General features: G+C 56.0%; 16 protein-coding genes and 1 tRNA gene. 4 read left to right on the top strand and 13 right to left on the bottom strand.

The genetic code is table 11. The features are described from left to right. Positions 1 to 59 precede the first annotated feature (59 nt). The gene (locus ABJ205_RS11595) at positions 60 to 1,190 is read left to right on the top strand and encodes an isoaspartyl peptidase/L-asparaginase (protein ID WP_348156204.1); all 1,131 of its coding nucleotides are present in this window, start codon (positions 60 to 62) and stop codon (positions 1,188 to 1,190) included. Here ABJ205_RS11595 and ABJ205_RS11590 read toward each other — a convergent pair. From ABJ205_RS11590 to ABJ205_RS11540, 11 genes are all read right to left on the bottom strand, one after another. Beyond that, positions 1,187 to 2,074, bottom strand: a complete 888-nt coding sequence (locus ABJ205_RS11590; protein ID WP_348155885.1) for a fatty acid desaturase — start codon at positions 2,072 to 2,074, stop codon at positions 1,187 to 1,189. The genes ABJ205_RS11595 and ABJ205_RS11590 overlap by 4 nt on opposite strands. Then, a complete protein-coding gene (locus ABJ205_RS11585; RefSeq protein WP_348155882.1) occupies positions 2,071 to 2,271 on the bottom strand; it encodes a hypothetical protein in 201 nt (66 codons plus the stop codon). The genes ABJ205_RS11590 and ABJ205_RS11585 overlap by 4 nt, the downstream gene beginning before the upstream one ends. Position 2,272: 1 nt before the next feature. Next, positions 2,273 to 2,971, bottom strand: coding sequence for a helix-turn-helix domain-containing protein (locus ABJ205_RS11580; RefSeq protein ID WP_348155880.1), 699 nt, complete (start codon positions 2,969 to 2,971; stop codon positions 2,273 to 2,275). A gap of 61 nt (positions 2,972 to 3,032) precedes the next feature. Continuing rightward, positions 3,033 to 3,983 carry a class A beta-lactamase gene (bla, locus tag ABJ205_RS11575; RefSeq protein WP_348155877.1) on the bottom strand — a complete coding sequence of 317 codons (951 nt, stop codon included), beginning with the start codon at positions 3,981 to 3,983 and terminating at the stop codon, positions 3,033 to 3,035. Between the two features lie 26 nt (positions 3,984 to 4,009). Further along, a complete protein-coding gene (locus tag ABJ205_RS11570; protein WP_348155874.1) occupies positions 4,010 to 4,936 on the bottom strand; it encodes an RDD family protein in 927 nt (308 codons plus the stop codon). Between the two features lie 2 nt (positions 4,937 to 4,938). Beyond that, positions 4,939 to 6,003, bottom strand: coding sequence for a stage II sporulation protein M (locus tag ABJ205_RS11565; protein WP_348155871.1), 1,065 nt, complete (start codon positions 6,001 to 6,003; stop codon positions 4,939 to 4,941). After that, the gene (locus ABJ205_RS11560) at positions 6,000 to 7,340 is read right to left on the bottom strand and encodes a DUF58 domain-containing protein (protein WP_348155869.1); all 1,341 of its coding nucleotides are present in this window, start codon (positions 7,338 to 7,340) and stop codon (positions 6,000 to 6,002) included. The genes ABJ205_RS11565 and ABJ205_RS11560 overlap by 4 nt, the downstream gene beginning before the upstream one ends. An 8-nt stretch (positions 7,341 to 7,348) precedes the next feature. Continuing rightward, the gene (locus tag ABJ205_RS11555; protein ID WP_348156201.1) at positions 7,349 to 8,305 is read right to left on the bottom strand and encodes a MoxR family ATPase; all 957 of its coding nucleotides are present in this window, start codon (positions 8,303 to 8,305) and stop codon (positions 7,349 to 7,351) included. Between the two features lie 59 nt (positions 8,306 to 8,364). After that, positions 8,365 to 9,675: a DUF4350 domain-containing protein gene (locus ABJ205_RS11550; protein WP_348155866.1), complete on the bottom strand. Its 1,311-nt coding sequence runs from the start codon at positions 9,673 to 9,675 to the stop codon at positions 8,365 to 8,367. After that, positions 9,672 to 10,385, bottom strand: coding sequence for a hypothetical protein (locus ABJ205_RS11545; RefSeq protein ID WP_348155863.1), 714 nt, complete (start codon positions 10,383 to 10,385; stop codon positions 9,672 to 9,674). Before ABJ205_RS11545 ends, ABJ205_RS11550 begins: the two co-directional genes overlap by 4 nt. Positions 10,386 to 10,492: 107 nt before the next feature. Continuing rightward, a complete protein-coding gene (locus tag ABJ205_RS11540; RefSeq protein ID WP_348155860.1) occupies positions 10,493 to 11,413 on the bottom strand; it encodes a prephenate dehydratase in 921 nt (306 codons plus the stop codon). 151 nt (positions 11,414 to 11,564) lie between these two features. On the opposite strand from ABJ205_RS11540, the gene ABJ205_RS11535 reads away from it, so the two are divergent. Then, the gene (locus ABJ205_RS11535) at positions 11,565 to 12,260 is read left to right on the top strand and encodes a cytochrome c family protein (protein WP_348155857.1); all 696 of its coding nucleotides are present in this window, start codon (positions 11,565 to 11,567) and stop codon (positions 12,258 to 12,260) included. A gap of 18 nt (positions 12,261 to 12,278) precedes the next feature. On the opposite strand, the gene ABJ205_RS11530 is transcribed toward ABJ205_RS11535, so the two are convergent. Continuing rightward, positions 12,279 to 12,944, bottom strand: coding sequence for an RlmE family RNA methyltransferase (locus tag ABJ205_RS11530; RefSeq protein WP_348155854.1), 666 nt, complete (start codon positions 12,942 to 12,944; stop codon positions 12,279 to 12,281). Between the two features lie 4 nt (positions 12,945 to 12,948). After that, positions 12,949 to 14,349 carry a Ppx/GppA phosphatase family protein gene (locus tag ABJ205_RS11525; protein WP_348155852.1) on the bottom strand — a complete coding sequence of 467 codons (1,401 nt, stop codon included), beginning with the start codon at positions 14,347 to 14,349 and terminating at the stop codon, positions 12,949 to 12,951. 266 nt (positions 14,350 to 14,615) lie between these two features. On the opposite strand from ABJ205_RS11525, the gene ABJ205_RS11520 reads away from it, so the two are divergent. Next, positions 14,616 to 16,544 (top strand): DEAD/DEAH box helicase, encoded by a 1,929-nt coding sequence (locus ABJ205_RS11520; protein WP_348155850.1) that lies wholly within the window; start codon positions 14,616 to 14,618, stop codon positions 16,542 to 16,544. Between the two features lie 81 nt (positions 16,545 to 16,625). Further along, a tRNA-Gln gene (locus tag ABJ205_RS11515) sits at positions 16,626 to 16,699 on the top strand. The last annotated feature ends 72 nt before the right edge of the window (positions 16,700 to 16,771 follow it).

The raw sequence follows: 16,771 nt of genomic DNA, 5'->3' as shown, positions 1-16,771 counted from the left end.
TGTCCTCTCGTGAATTCCTATCTGGCTTGATGCGCTCAGAGGCGTTAGCAATGCAAGATATGAAAAACGCCTTTCTCACGATTGTCGCCGCGAGTCTTGCAATGCTCGCCCCTGCAACCGCTTTCGCCGATGACCATACCGAGGTGGAGAAACCCAAATGGTCGCTGGCGATCCACGGCGGGGCTGGGACGATCCTACCTGAAAACATCACGCCTGAGCAGCGCGTGGCTTACGAGGCAGCTCTGCAAAAGGCATTGGATGCCGGAAGCGAGGTTCTCAAAAACGGTGGCAGCGCGATGGAGGCTGTGCAGGCGGCGATTATCCCGATGGAAGACAACCCGCTGTTCAACGCAGGGCGCGGCGCAGTGTTCACTTGGGAAGGCGAAAATGAACTCGACGCCTCGATCATGGATGGCCGTGACCGCAGTGCAGGCGCGGTGACAGGCGTTAAGACGGTCAAGAATCCGATTCTGCTGGCCGACAAAGTACGCACGGAAAGCCCGCATGTGTTCTTGATGGGTGAGGGCGCGGAGCAGTTTGCAGGCGAGCAAGGGTTCGAAGTGACCCCGCCGGAATGGTTTGCCACGAAACGTCGGCGTGAAAGCCTTGAGCGGATGAAAGCGCGGGGGCTTTCTGCGCTTGATGTCGATTTGAAGTTCGGAACCGTGGGCGCGGTCGCGCTCGACCAAGAGGGCAATTTGGCCGCTGGCACTTCGACGGGCGGGATGACGGGGAAGCGTTGGGGCCGGATTGGTGATGCGCCTGTGATTGGAGCCGGGACCTATGCGGATAATCGGAGTTGCGCGGTGTCAGCGACCGGGTGGGGCGAGTTCTTTATCCGTGTGGGCGTGGCGCAGGAAATTTGCACCCGTTTGCGGTTAGGACCAACGCTCAGTTTACTTTTTGAACGCCCAGAAGGCGAACGAGGTTTCATCTCTAATCCAACGTCGCTTGTTGATCCGCAAGTCGTCGCTTCGACGGCTCAAGGCACAGCTGATGCCGTAATGGCCGAAGTGAAAGAGCTCGGGGGCGATGGAGGTATCATCCTCGTGACACCCGAAGGCCACACAATCTACAGCTTCAACACGGCTGGCATGTACCGGGGCCGGGCAAATAGCGATGGGCTCAATGAAGTGGCGATCTTTGGCGGTGAGGGAGAGGCGGCTGCCTCAAACACTCCCGATCACTAGAGCTCTTCGATCCGCGCACCCCGCGCCTCAAGGATGGGCCGCATTTCCCAGTATGCCGCCGGTGTGCGGGTCAGCGGGATATACGGGTGCAAATGGTGGATGACATGGAACTGCATCCCCATCGACCCGATATTGCCGACCTTAGATTTCCAACTGCGCGTGTTGCGATAACGCTCCTGATCACTGCCGGGGTGGTGCGGCGCCCATGACAGGAAGAACGTCAGATAGGTGATCGCAATGTGATACGGCAGCCACCACAAGAACAAGGCCTCAAGTGCGTAGCCATTCCAGGCCAGCGTTCCCAAAACCGCGATAAAGCCGACCTTGTAAATCAGAGCGAGCAGCAACAGTTCCGGACGTCCTGCGCGCATAACTGCACCGGCATAATCCTCATTGCGTTTCGCAGCAGGTTGACGCTGCACAATGGCGTTCCAAATCGCCGTCCAAGGACCGGGCGCCTTGGTGGTGATGTCCACGTCAAGCTCGGGATCATTGGTGTGGCGGTGATGGTCGAGGTGGGTGACGCGCAAAATTTCAAAGGGATAGACGATCATCCAGCTTGTCGCGTGCCCGACTAGCTCGTTAAGCCAGCGCCATTTCGTGCCCGGCCTGCCGATAATGTCATGCTGCGCTTCATGCGTAGGCAGATAGACCAGCGACATGTTAATCACTGCAATCGGGAAAGCGGCCCAAAGCGGCAATATGTCCATGAAGACAAGCGGCCATAGCGAGAGCCACACCGCCATATTGCCAAAGGCCCAAACAACCGCTTCCCAAGGGAACATGCCCGAATGTTTGCGCGCGATTTTGAGTTCAAGCCGTTTGAGCTCGCCGTTGGAGAGCTGCGAGAGATCATCGGGCAAAATTGCAGACTGCGCGTTCATATCCATCTCCCGCTAATCTGTGCGAACACACCCCAGGCCCCTGCTACGACCAGTCCGATGGTCAAAGTGGAAAGCCCATAAGGAGCCGAGAGGCCAAGCGTCTTCATCCCTTGATCAATGACAGGCGCCAAAAAGGCGAAGGCAAATATCAGCGGTAGCATCCAAACCACAGCCTTGAGGGCTTTCTCCAAGATCATATCAAGCTGCCTCCTTTTCCATCTTTGGATGCACCGTCTGTGATGCAGCCAATTTTGCGATCCGTGCCAGAAGCTCTTCGCGAAATTCCTCTGAAGCATCCGCTGCTAGCACGGTGTAAAATCCAATCCGCTGACGCCGAAGCATTTCGCTTGCATCGATCGCATCGTGAAGCCAATCATCGAGCGGGGCGCGGTAAGCGGCGAACATCTGCTCAGCGAGCAATTGCGCGTCCAAATTTCCCCGCAATTGGCCAAGCCGCTGCGCCTCGCGGCATGTGTACTGTACCATCTCGACAGAACGACGCGCAGCGTGCGCTCCGGGGTCATCGCGGGCGGGGTGATAGGCATAGGCAATCCCGAGCCGCTCAAGGGCGATGAGATTTGCCCGGTTAAGCTCGCGGTTTGCCATGATCTGAGCATACGCTTCATCGAGGATCGCATCGGCCATTGCTAAGGGCGAGCCGCGTTCATCCAGATGCAACCGGCCCCACAATTCCTCAACTGAAGCAGTTGCCATCGCGCTGATGATCGCGGTCTTGTCGCCGACCAGATTGTAAAGAGTAGGGGCTGTCACGCCTGCCGCTTCAGCAATGCCGCGCGTGGTCAGCGCGTCATAGCCGTCGCGCGCAATGATGGTTCGCGCTGCCTCAAGAATACGGGCCTTTCGTTCGGCAATGGACTGTTCGCGTTTGCTGGACATGACGCATCTATTAAGTCATCTACAAACTTTTATCAATGATAAAGTTTTATCATTGATAAAATTATGGATCATGCGCCTTGTCCAAATTCTTGGCAAACTCGCTCAGCACTTCGCCGGCGCGGGCTAAAGGCTCTTCATGAGACTTGTCATAAGTGTTGTCCGTCCCCGGCGGACGGTAATAGACCGCATAGGTAATTGGGCCGCATTCTGGCGGCTTCGCAAAGCCGATGTCGATGTAAATCCCGCCGGTGCCGGGCGCGAGACCGGTGCCGGTCTTATCGCCTGCCTGCCAATTGCCCGGCAATCCTTTGCGCACCCGATCAAGGCCGGTTGGTGTATCGGTCATCCATTGCCGCAAAAGCGCGCGTTGTTCCTCGGGTAATGCATCGCCATAGATCAGCTTGGTGACCGTGCGCGCCATTGAAGCAGGCGAGGTTGTGTCGCGAATTTCGATCGGTGGTACATTATTGAGCGAAGGTTCATTTCGGTCGAGCCGACTCACATCATCACCAAGAGCACGCCAGAAGGCCGTGAGGGCTCCAGGCCCGCCGATCTCCCGCAAAAGGATATTTGCCGCCGCATTGTCAGAGTATTTCTGTGTAGCTTCGGCAAGTTCGCGTAAAGTTGCACCGTCGGAAAGTTTCCGCGTGGTGAAGGGGGAGACGAACATCAAATCACTCTCGCTCCACCTGACCTGGCGATCTGCGCTGTCTTCGCCTGTTGCATCACGTTGAAGTATTTTTGCAGCGAGTGAGAGCTTGAATGATGAGCAATGGCCAAAGCGCATATCCCGATTGATGCCAATCGATTGCCCGCTTGTCACATCGACAAATTCCGCGCCCAACGTGCCGCCAAACTTGCCTTCGATCTGTCGCAGCATAGCCGCAAATGTGTTGTTCGGATCTATTTCAGGCGCATCTTGCCTCGGCGGCAAGTCGAGGGAGCATCCGACCGCGCTGAGGCCCGTCAGAACGAGGCCTGAACCCATAAACACGCGTCTATCTATGGTCATGCCGGTTCATCTTTCGATTGCCAATCCTATGAGTGCTTATCGGCCTTGCGTTTGCCGAAGCGCATATCGCCTTCAAGTTTTGAGCGAAGCTGCGCATAGAAGGCTTCTAGGAATGCTCTTTCATCACCTGCGCCCGGATCCCAACCTATCTTGCGGCAGATTGCTGCGTGTACGGGGCTAAGCGCATCATCTTTGTCTTCGCGAAGCACACGTTCGAGCACTTGAAGTTCGTGTTCCCCGTAAACGGACAACTCTGCTTCGCCGAAGTCATAACGCACGCCGGTGACATTGCTTGATCCGCTAACTGCTGCGGCGCCGCTGGTTGAAAGCGTGTCGGCCAGTTTAGTGCGGGGCGCTTCGACCACCCAGGTCCCGGCAATGACATCGCCCGCGCGCAAATTGTCTTTGTTGAAGAACGGGAAGAGCATGAAGATACCGAACCAGATCGCGCCCGCAATGCCGAAGCTTCCCGTCTCGCCCGTGGGAGCAACAAGCAGGAATACCAATGGCATAAACAGTTCAATATCGCGCAAGAGGTTACGGGCAATCACAGCCTCGGCGGTCAATCGCCCACCAGAGCGTGCAGCCACCCGGATGCCAACAGCGCGCTTGCCCCATGTTGCCCCGCGCGGGCCCAATTCGAACGCTAGGAAATAACCGTATCTGACAAAGAATATGAACAATGTGAGGATCACATAGAGAAATTCTATCGCGCCTTGCGCGTTCTCAAACGTCTCAGGCCCCAGCACATCTTGAACACCTCCCGCCATGAAAACGAGGAGGAGAAGAAAGAGATACGAGCCAATGATGAATATCAAAAAGTCGAGGATCAACGCACCCAAACGGCTGCCTCGAGAGGCAAGCATGATGGGCACCTCGATCCCCTCAGGGGTTACCAAGACCCGTTCTTTCTTGTGCCGTTTTAACGCACCAGTTCTTGGGAGTGAGGCCATATCTACTCTCCCTCCAACGTTTTGCGCGGACGATAGAGGAAGAAATATGTCAACCAAAAGACCAGGAAGCTACCGCCGATCAAGAAACGTCCTTCGACGCTGCCGATCAACTGACGTGCGAAGGATTCGAGGAGGCCGGCGATGACCATCATGATGATTACACCAGACATAACGACTGCCCCGCGGCGACCGCTGGTCGCAGCTGCTTCAAGAACCGATGCAGAGCCAGGGAAAGCCATTGATCGTCCGATGTGAAGCCCCGCTGCGCCCGATAGGAGGATCGCGAACAATTCGGTTGTCCCATGAACGCTTAACCAAGCGGAAAACTCAACGCTTAGTCCTTGGCTTGAAAAAACCCATACCATCGCCCCCAAAAGTGCAGTGTTGTAAACCAGCAGCAAAAGGGATGGGATGCCGAATGCAAACCCGAGAGCGAAGGCGAGAATGGCGACCCCTGCATTATTGCTGAACAGGCTTGCTGCAAAAGCGGACAATCCATCCGTGTCTGTTTTTGTTCCAAGAGTTTCCAGCAAAACATCACGGCTTGCCCCGGGCACACGTGTATCGGCGAACTGCCCGGGTACAAGGCGGTAAAACCAGTCGGTGTCTTGTGCAACGAGCAGCCAACCGACAACCGCGCCGGTGACCATCACAAACAGCGCGATACAGATATCCAACCAGATTTCGCGCACCGCCCGGCTCCATCCGCCAAACAGAAATTCGCGAAACCATCCAAAGAAGCCTTTGCGTGGACCATAAACTTGAAACCATGCACGCTGCACCAGGCTTTCAAGATAGCGCAGAGTTGCCGCATCAAGCGAAGTCTCACGCGCAACCGACAGGCTGGAAGCTGCTGTGCGATAGAGTGTGGGAAGCGCTAGCAGATCGTCATCATCGATCCGGCGCAGCCCGCCTTTCTCCATACGAATGATGATTTCTTCGAGCCTGCGCCAATCTGCTTCGCGTTCTAACCGGAAGCGGTCGGAGCGAAGCGCCGCGCTCTCAATATCGGGCGGTGCGGTCACAGCGGATTTGCCAAACCAAGAGGAAAGAACCGGGGCCTTCATCCGATCGCCTCGCTGTTCTTGATCGTGTAATACCGGTCGATCAGGTCATAGCCTAACTGATCATACGGAGCTTCGATTACATCCACGCCCATCTGGCGCAGGCGGCCGAGGACAACACGGCGTTGCTGAAGCAAAGTGTCAGCGGTCACACTGCGCGCCAAGGTTGCGACATCACCGGGCTCTTCATCGATAAATGTCTCAAGCTCGCTGTCGGCGATCGTGACAAACAGTAGGAGGTGTTTTTTGACGAGCCTGCCTATGCTTTCAACCATCAGTTCGGCCGCTGTCGGGTCGGTGAAATCTGAAAACAACACGATCAAGGAACGGCGCTGAAGTTTTGCGGTAAGAGTTGCAAGTGCGAGCGTGAAATTGGGTTCGGCACTTTCATAATCTAGCGCGGCTGCTGCGCTTTGCAGTCGATGAAATGCCCGAGCATCTGAAACAAATGGCGTCATCACTTGTGGACGCTGTGCAAAGCCGAACAAGGACGCTTTGTCTCCATTTTTCAGAGCGACATAGGCGCAGGTGAGCGCGGCAGAGACCGCTCTGTCGATCCGGGGCAGACCGTCAACCGGTTCGCACATTGCCTGACCGCAATCAAATGCGAAGACGATCTGGTTGTTGCGTTCGCTTTCATTCTCGCGCGCGTACAGCGAAACGTGGCGTGCACTGGCCCGCCAATCGATCCGCCTGCGATCCATTCCCGCCTCATATTCGGTAAGCGCCTCAAACTGCGTGCCTTCGCCGCGAATACGCCTTGCGATCAGGCCGGTTTGGGCATCGCGCAGAAATGTCTGAAGTTCTTTGGAACGGATCGGCGACAAGTCCGGCCAAATACGGACTTCCTTGTCGACCAACGCCTTCACCTCTTGCCGCGCCCCAAGGCCAAGGGGGCCGTTCCATCTCAGCCATGCACGTGTGATCGCAGCGGTGCCTCGCCGTGATGGGTAGACTGATTGAGAACCACTGTATTCATTCGCGATATCGGTTGGGAGCAATTCAAAATCTGCGCAGCCAGCGGGTCCTAGACGCGGGTCGAATTCGAGCGCTACCTCAAGCCCAAATCCGCCTGCCCGAGCAAAACGAGCGTGCACGTCGAGAGCAGTTTCTTGCCCCACTTCTGTGTCTGCTGGCACAATCACATGCCATTCATTGCATGACCCTGCGATCATGCCATCGAGGACGATCAAGACGATCAATCCCAAAGCCGCGATTGGAGCGATTACCCAATATTGGGGCGAAATTGCACCGATGACGACTGCCAAAGGCGCAAGGCCGGCAATGCACCAAGCGGCGCGAGGTGTCGGCACCAGAGGAAGGGCGGGAAGGCGGGGCACGGAGCGTATTACCTAGGGGCCTGTGTCATCTCGATCAGTTCCGCGACCAATGCTTCCACATCGCGCCCTTCAATCTCAGCGGCCGGGCTAAGTGTCAGCCGGTGCCGCAATACTGGTACGGCCAACGCTTTTACATCGTCAGGAATGACATAGTCGCGTCCTGCAAGCGCGGCCCGCGCTTTAGATGCGCCAGCCAGCATGACAGCAGCGCGAGGCGAGGCACCTACAGACAAATCTGCATGCTCACGCGTTGCCCGGATAAGCCGGACAACATATTGGGCGATGTCATCGGCAAGCTTCACTTGCGAAAGCGCAGCGGTTGCGCTTGCAAGTGTTTCTGCACTGGCGACAGCGCTCACCCCGAGATCGGCCGGGTGCTGTGGCCCCTGGCGGGACCCAAAGTTGGTGACAATTCGCGCTTCGTCAGCTTCTGTAGGGTATGGCACGAGAAGCTTGAACAAGAAGCGATCCAATTGCGCTTCGGGAAGCGGATAGACGCCTTGGTTCTCTATCGGGTTTTGCGTCGCGACCACCATAAAGCGCGGCGGTAATTGGTGGGCTTCCCCATCCAAAGTGACCCGTCGCTCCTGCATCGCTTCTAGTAGAGCCGCCTGCGTTTTGGGCGGTGTCCGGTTGATCTCATCAGCCAAAAGCAGCTCGCAGAAAATGGGGCCGCGCGTGAGGGTGAACTGGCTGGTCTGGAAGTTGAACAGATTAGACCCGAGGATGTCACCTGGCAGCAAGTCAGGCGTAAACTGGATACGCCCAAAATCGAGCCCCAATGCGGTCGAAAACGCCTGCGCTAGAAAGGTCTTTGCTGTTCCCGGAGGCCCTTCGAGAAGGACGTGGCCTTGGCTAACCATTGCGACAAGCAATTGATCGACCATGTCTTGTTGACCGACAATCGCCTTGCTGATTTCGGCGCGGATGCTGTCTGCAAGAGCGCGCAGATCAGCGAGTGACATCACTGCGCCTGAGGGGCTGGCACTGGCCGTCTGTGCGCTCGATGGAGTTTCGCTAGTGGTCATCTTCTGGACTTTCCTGTCGTCTTGGAAGCAAGTTCGCTGAGGCTCTGCGCGGCGCGCATGACCTCGCTTGGTTTTGTGGCATTCTGCAATCGAGCCACACGGTTTGAAAAAGGCTCTTCGTCTGGCAGGCGCTGTTCGAGAGCTTGGTCAATTGTCGTAGCATCGGGTTTGGCAAGGCCCAAAGCGTTGCCAAGCTTGCGTTCGATCAGTGCGACATAGGGATCTGCGAGCAAACGCAGCCTCCGGGCACGAACGATCAAGCCAGCGCCATTGGTCACCAACTGGGCTTTGCCAAACCGTGCTTCCTGCGATTGAGCTGCAACCGGACCAAAGCGCAGGAATGCACGCCATCCCACAATTAACATCGCCAGTATGAGGCAAATCGTCGCAGCTAAAAACGGCGGGCGGAACGCAAGTGTCAAGAGATTGGTTGATCCCCCAAGGCCAACCAATGTCAGGTCAAAAGTGACCTGCTTGTCCTCGTATCCTGCCTGTTCAACAATCGCGAGCGCAAGGGCCGCTCTGGTTGGGTCGGCAAGCCCGTAATTGTTCAAAAGGTCTGGTTCGATGACGACGGTGAGGAAATGCGCATCTTCATAGAAATAGGTGTCCGGTTGGCCTACTACATTGACGGCCAATGGCCGCCCCTTGTCGTCGATAACCAGAGCTTCGTGATTCGGACTATTTTCAGCGTAAAGCGGTGTCGGCGCGGGTAAATTTCCTGAAAGGCCCAAACCACCCCAACTCGGAGTTGCGCCGGAAGCGTCGGGATCCATGGCGGTTTCCAGAGTGTAGGGCTCAGGCAAATCTTGCGTCCATCCAGGCAGATTGGACGAAACCAATTGCACCCAATCATCTTGAACTTGGTCTTCATCTTCTTCGGCAATTTTACCACTTGGGCGAATGGCAAACCACTTAGGTAAAATCACCAGAGTTGGCCCCTGATATTGCCGCTCTTCTAGAATAGCTGCAAACTCATCTGGGTCGGTGTTTTGGGTTGGGGTTAAGACAAGCAAGCCCGATGTCTCCAACCCGCTTTGCTCACGCGACTTTTCGACGTCATAGCCATTGGCTTCGAGCAATTGAGAAAGTCCGGCATATCCATGAATTGCGTTGGAAGAAGCATGGGCTGGACCCGTGCCTCTATTTCCTCCCGTATCGCCAGTCCCGATGAAATACAGCATCGCCACAAAGGCCGCAAAGCCCACAACAAGCATTGCAAGAACCGCGCTTTTGCCAAACGGACTTGCCGCCTCTCGGCCTCGAGCGGCTCCGGTGGTTGCCACTGGTGCAAGTTCGCCGGTCATGCCGAGGCCTCGCGATTGCTTTCAATCGATTGCCTTGCAAAATCGGCGTAGGCGCCGCGCGCTGCCTCCCAGTCGTTGCGATCCAGGGTGCGCAGCGCAAACAGGCTGCGCTCGACTCGTTCCGAGATCGTCTTAAACGCACTTCGAGCCGGTGTAGAAAGAGCGGGCAGGGCGGCAAGCTCTCTTGCTGTACTGCTTGGTTCAACCCAATCTGGGCGTGTGGCAGCGATCTGTGTAACGCTGCGCTTGAGAAGCAAATGAGTCGCTTCATCAAACCGGCCTTCGGCGGCCAATCGGTCAGCATCCTCGAGAAGCGCGGCGCTCTCCTCTTGGCTGGGCTGCCATTCCGGATCGCTACCTGCTGCTGTCTTTGCGCTGTCGCCAGCGCCCAATCTAGCCAGTGGCCCGACACTGCGCGCAATCCAATATAGGACAAACGCAGCGAGTAACCCCAAAAGCACCCATTGAATGATGTTCCAGTTTAACCCGAGAAACTGACCGATGGGTCCCAATATCCAACTCAGGAATTCAGCAATGCCACCCAAAATGGCGTCGAACCACCCGGGCTCGCGAACTTCCGGCGGTGCCATTGCGAACTCTTCGAATTGAATATCAGGATCGTTGCGCACATCGCGCCACCCATTGGGCGCGGGCACATTTGCCGTGCTTGCTTCGGGCGCTTGAGTGGTTGTCGGAGAAGTAATCGCCATTCTACCCGCAGTCGTGGCATGGCAGCCCAACGCAAGCAATACGCTTGAGCGCACTAAATCACACTAATTGAAGCTATTCTCAAAATAGAATGGGCCTTTCGGGCAAATCAGCCGCGTTTGCGCGCCTGTTCATAGGTGCCCAAAATACGCAGCTCTTTTGAGTGAAATGCACATTCTTCAAGCGCCCTATCGACCGCCGGATCGCCGGGTACACCAATGATATCGGCATAAAATCGGGTAGCCGAGAAGCTCGCGCCCACCTGATAACTTTCCAGTTTGGTCATATTGACCCCGTTTGTCGCAAATCCGCCAAGCACCTTGTATAATGCTGCGGGGATGTTCTTTACCTCAAAGATAAAGGTCGTCATCGCGGGTTGGTTGGGATCTACGGACAGGAATGTAGGCTTGTTCGCAAGGATCACGAACCGCGTCATGTTGTCGACCGCATCCTCAACGTGGTCTTTTACAATTTCAAGGCCATAGAGTTCGGCCGAAATCGAAGGCGATATCGCTGCTATGGTTGGATCACCAAGCTCCGCCACATGCGCAGCAGCGCCCGCAGTATCGATAAAATTCAGCGGCACAATATCGTGTTTGCGCAAGAAATGGCGTGATTGGCCTAGAGCTTGTGGGTGACTGAAGGCCGCCTTGATGGAATCAAGGCCATGAACGGACCCGTCTTGTGGCGGTGCAGGAGCCATGAGCGCGTGGTGGATCGGTAAGAAATACTCTCCGACAATCGAAAGGCCGCTTTCCGGCAACAGGAAGTGAATATCTGCAACCCGGCCATTGTGCGAATTTTCAATTGGAATGATGGCTTGACCCGCTTCACCCGATTTAACCGCGTCTAGTGCATTCACAAATCCATAGCATGGTAGCGGCGCCATATTTGGCCGCGCCCCAAGCGCAGCACGATGGGAGTTTGCTCCAGGAGATCCCTGAAAAGCAATTGCGTTGGTGGGGTCGATCTTGGCTGCATCGCGTAGCTGTGCAACAATCGGAAGCGCCAGTTCAGGGAAGTCCATCATAATGGCGCCGAGTGCTATCGCGCGGCTGTATCAGTGGCAAGCCTTAGGTCTTGTGCCATACATTATCACAAGCAATATTGTATTTCGTGCACCACTTGATGATGGGTTTCATCTTGCACAGTGACAAAGGCCACTTTATGGGGGCGCCGGGATGACACAGGACAACTCTAATATGTCAGACAATGACGCAGGATCGGGCGATCTCTTCAACACCGCAGCAGGCTGGGTGCTTTTCGCAGCAGGCCTTGGGCTAGGTCTTTCGATTTTGAGCGGGAAGTACTTTCACGCTGATAAGCCTGAACGCCCTGAGACACTCGGCTACGTGGTCGAAGGTGTTGAGGAAACTGGCGGCGCAGCACCAGAAATGACAATGACTGCAGCGCTTAATATGGACGGCGTTGACGTCTCAGCCGGCGAGAAGGCTTTTGCCAAATGTGCGGCTTGCCACACTGTCGAACAAGGCGGGGCAAACGGTGTTGGTCCAAACCTTTACGGTGTCATGGGGTCAAAGTTCGGTAACAATGCGGCCTTTGGTTATTCCAGCGCTCTTACGGGTGCCGGCGGTGTTTGGGGCTGGGATCAGATGAACGAATGGCTCGACAATCCTCGTGGTTACATCGACGGCACAAGCATGGGTTTTGCCGGACTTTCGAAGATTGAAGATCGCGCGGCGCTTGCGCTCTACCTCAACAGCTTTGGCTCAAACCTTGAGGTCCCAAGCTACGTTGCAGATGTGATCGACGAAGCTGAGGCGGAAGCTGCCGCAGACGAAACTGCTGAAGTTATCGCGGAACAGAATGCTGCCGAATCGACGTCGGAAGAAACCGCGGAAGCTGCTGCTAGCTGAGCCGTTTGTTGAGGCGCGTTACTCGCGTCCCTTAAATCCTTGAGCAATGACATACCATTCGGATGAACCCTTGCGGCTCGCCGGAGGTTTGGCGTGCTTGACTGTTTTAAAGTGCGATTTGAGCAGATTTAGCAATTCTGCATCGGTTCCCCCTGCCAATACCTTGGCAATAAACGCACCGCCTTTTTCGAGAGTTTCAACCGCAAACCAGGCACCGGCTTCGACAAGACCCATGGTGCGAAGGTGATCGGTTTGTTTATGGCCCACAGTGTTCGCGGCCATGTCTGACATGACAAGATCAGGCGGTCCGCCAAGGGCATCTTCAAGTTTTGCAGGTGCCGCATCATCCATGAAATCCATCTCAAAAATGGTGACGCCCTCGATGGGTTCGGTGGGTAGAAGGTCAATGCCGACAATTTCAGCCTTCGGCGCTTTTGCTCGAACAACTTGGCTCCAACCGCCCGGCGCAATGCCAAGGTCCACCACGCGTTTTGACCCTCGAATCAAGCCAAATTTCTCATCAAGTTCAATCAGCTTGTAAGCCGCACGGCTGCGATAGCCGTCGGCCTTTGCCTTTTTCACATATGGATCATTCAGCTGCCGTTGTAGCCAACGGGTCGAGCTCTCTGTGCGCTTTTTGGCGGTCTTGACCCGTCGCTCGGGATTGCGGCCTGATCGTGTCATAGTTTTAGCTCGCCGCCCTTTTTTTGTTTTGACCAGATCGCGCCGCTTGGGGCGCTGGGTTGGAAGGCCCGCTATCAAGTTCTGCCGCCATCATGCTGCGCAATATCCCTTCGCGGATGCCGCGATCGGCTACGCCTAGTCGCTGAGCTGGCCAAAGGTCGAGGATCGATTCCAAAATCGCACATCCTGCCACGACCAAATCCGCACGGTCATTGCCAATGCAGGGCAATTGGCTGCGCTCGTCAGGGGACAATCCTGAAAGCCGCTCGCTAATCTCGCGCATGGAACTGGAAGGAACGATCAGGCCGTCCACGGCCTTTCGGTCGTAGTGCGGCAATTCAAGATGCAGACTGGCGAGGGTGGTGACGGTTCCACTGGTCCCCAAGAGCCGAATGTTTTGGCCCTTTTCTGCGCCAGCGATCCTTTGTACGAAAGGTGCGAAACTTTCAGAAACAACGCGGCGCATTTCAGCGTACCGAGCAAGACGAGACTCTTTTGGTGTTAGGCTATCGTTCTCGATAACGCCCACGGTGTCGGTGAGTGAGACCACCCCCCAAGGCACGCTTTGCCAATCGATGATGCGAGGAATTTTCTCACCTGGTTCGAGCAGCACAAGCTCGGTCGAGCCTCCTCCAATATCGAAGATAACTGCTGGACCCTGGCCTGCTTCTAAAAGGATGTGACATCCCAGCACCGCAAGGCGCGCTTCTTCTTCGGCGCTGATAATATCGAGCACAATGCCGGTTTCACGCCTCACGCGTTCGATGAAGGCTTCGCCGTTGGAGGCTCTGCGACAGGCTTCTGTCGCGACCGATCGGGCAAGCCGTACGTTGCGGCGACGCAGTTTCTCAGCACAAACCGCAAGCGCACCCATAGTGCGTTCCATCGCATTATCAGACAATCGCCCGGTGGTCGTGAGATCTTCGCCGAGTTTCACAACGCGGCTGAACGCATCGATCACGGTAAAGTCGCGTCCCGAAGGTCTCGCGATGAGCAAACGGCAATTGTTCGTCCCCAGATCGAGCGCCGCATATGCTTCGCCCGCTCTATACCTGCCCGTGTTCGATGAAGGCTTGCCATGCTTTGCTGCTGGGCCGGACCGGCCCTTTACACTATTCGCGCGCTTGGTGTTTGGTGCAGGGCGCCGGTTGGCATGCTTCTTACCTTGCCGAGCAGAGTTCGGTTTATTGCCAGCATCATTGTCTGCTTTGGCAAAGCCGGGATTTCGCGCGTTTTTGGCAGAGCCGTCCCGCGCCTGATTAGCGCCCTTTTGGCCACCGCGTTTGGAGGCCGAGTTCTTGTGCTGGCTAGAGCGCTTATACCGAAAATCGGCTACTTTGCCGGACCTGCCGCTCCGTCTTTTGCCAGCTCTTTTGTTATCGTCCGGCGGAGTTGCATCCGCCATAATTCATCTTTCATCTCACCGAATGCGAAAAAAGCATCGGCACTTGTCACCAAAGCTAAACGATGAGGCAGGATAGAGCAAGCGAGCTTGGTCTTCGCACTTGCAAAATAAAGGGAGCCAAATGGAACCATTGTCGCTATGGGGCTCCAGCGGGTGCCGATTACGCAGGCGAACGCCCGTTTGAGCCGCGTGTCGGACCGCGCCTTTCTCATGCTCTCTTCTGTTCCCGCGCGCGCGTCATGTGCGCTAACTCCAAGCGAATTTTTATGTCCTTTGAAACTCTACCTCCGCATCTGGGTGAGGCGCTCGCCCAGCGCGGCTATGAAGCGCTCACATCTGTACAGGCCGCGGTTACTGATCCGCAGGCCGCTGGGCGTGATCTGCTTGTTTCGGCGCAAACCGGTTCGGGCAAGACAGTCGCCTTCGGCCTCGCTTTGTCGGATGAAATCCTCGCTGAAATCAGGGGTACCCCGCTCACTGAAAGTCCATTAGCGCTCGTTATCGCACCCACGCGTGAGTTGGCCTTGCAGGTCAGCCGCGAACTGACGTGGCTTTATGCAAAAGTGGGTCTTCGCATCGCCACATGTGTTGGCGGTATGGATGCCAGCAAAGAGCGCCGCAATCTGCGTTCTGGTCCTGCGATTGTCGTTGGGACACCGGGGCGCCTGAAAGATCACCTTAACCGTGGTTCGCTCGACTTGTCAGGATTGGTAGGTGTGGTTCTCGATGAGGCGGACGAAATGCTCGACATGGGCTTCCGCGATGATCTGGAAGAGATCCTTGATGCCGCGCCTGAAACTCGGCGAACGCTCCTGTTCTCTGCCACATTGCCACGTGCCATTGTGCGCTTGGCGGAACGATATCAAAGCGATGCTCTTCGTCTTTCGCTGGCGGGTCAAGACCGCGGACATGGCGATATCACTTATCAGGCGATCACTGTTGGACCGTCCGAAATTGAGAAGGCCGTGGTTAACTTGCTACGATTCCACGACCCAGAAACCGCGATCTGCTTTTGCGCGACTCGCGACAGTGTCCGGCGACTTCATGCGACTCTTCAAAACCGCGGCTTTGGCGTGGTAGCCTTGTCGGGTGAACACTCTCAGTCAGAACGTAACCAAGCGCTTCAAGCGATGCGGGATCGGCGTGCGCAGGTTTGTGTCGCAACCGATGTCGCTGCTCGCGGAATTGATCTGCCTTCGCTAAGCTTGGTGATCCATGCAGAAGCTCCGCGTGATGCGGAAACCCTTCAGCACCGCTCTGGCCGCACAGGGCGGGCTGGTAAAAAGGGCACGGCTGCGATCCTTATCCCATTTAATCGCCGCAAACGTCTTGAAAGTATGCTTCGCGGGGCAAAAATCGGAGCAGAATGGCTTGGCGCACCAACGCCAGAGATGATCCGTAAGAAAGATCATTCGCGGCTAATGGAGACGCTGAGTGCGCCGGCAGAATATGAGGACGATGACCGGGCAATAGCCTCCGAACTCATGGAACGGCTGTCTGCAGAAGACATCGCTGCGGCTTTGGTGAAGGCTCACCGGGCCAAAATGCCGGAACCCGAAGAATTGATGCCGAACACGGCCAAGGCCCATGAGAAGGCGAAGGCAGATAGGCGCCGCGAAGGGTTTGAAGACACCGTATGGTTCAAGATGGGAGTCGGCCGACGCCAGAGTGCTGAACCACGTTGGATTTTGCCGCTCATTTGTCGGCGCGGGGGCATCACACGCAATGAAATCGGTGCCATTCGTGTAGGGCCAAATGAAACATGGTTTCAAATCCCGCGCCCTTTCGCAGCGGCCTTCGCCGAGAGTTTGCAGAGCACTGAAAACAGCGGCGACAAACAGGACGATATTCCTATTGAAGAATCGGCAGAAGGCCCCCGGATGGAGGCACGCAGCAACCGCAAAGCCGGTGGTCCAAAAGCTCACGCGAAACCCTTCCGCTCAATGCATGGCGGGAAAGACAGGGGCGGCTGGGACAAGGACGGCAAGGGAAAAGGCGGGAAGGATTGGCCTGCTAAAGGCAAGGGTAGCAAACCACGCAAAGGTCCATCGTCCGAGAACAATTCAGATGGAGACCCCAGAAAAGGCAAACCCAAATTTGACCGTTCAGATAAAGGCGGGCCGAACAAGGGCGCGCCTGGCAAAAAAGGCGGACCCTGGAAGAATGCTAAGCCTAAAGGTGATAAACGGCGCTGAACTAGGTTGAGGTCAGGTTCAGCGGCCCTGCCGCGCCTTGCTTGATCCTCGCATAGGTGCGAGCTAGAGGCGCGCCGCTATTGCCCCGTCGTCTAATGGTAAGACTACGGACTCTGACTCCGTCAATTGAGGTTCGAATCCTCACGGGGCATCCAGTCTATTGCCCTTCGCCTAAGGAGGCTTTGCCGATTTGACCAATCAGGACATCTGGTTGCTGCACCAAGCAG

Origin of the sequence: Erythrobacter sp. (assembly GCF_039988855.1) — a bacterium.
Taxonomy (GTDB): Bacteria; Pseudomonadota; Alphaproteobacteria; order Sphingomonadales; family Sphingomonadaceae; genus Erythrobacter.
The sequence above is the reverse complement of the archived record's forward strand: the minus strand, read 5'-3'. Positions and strand labels throughout refer to the sequence as shown.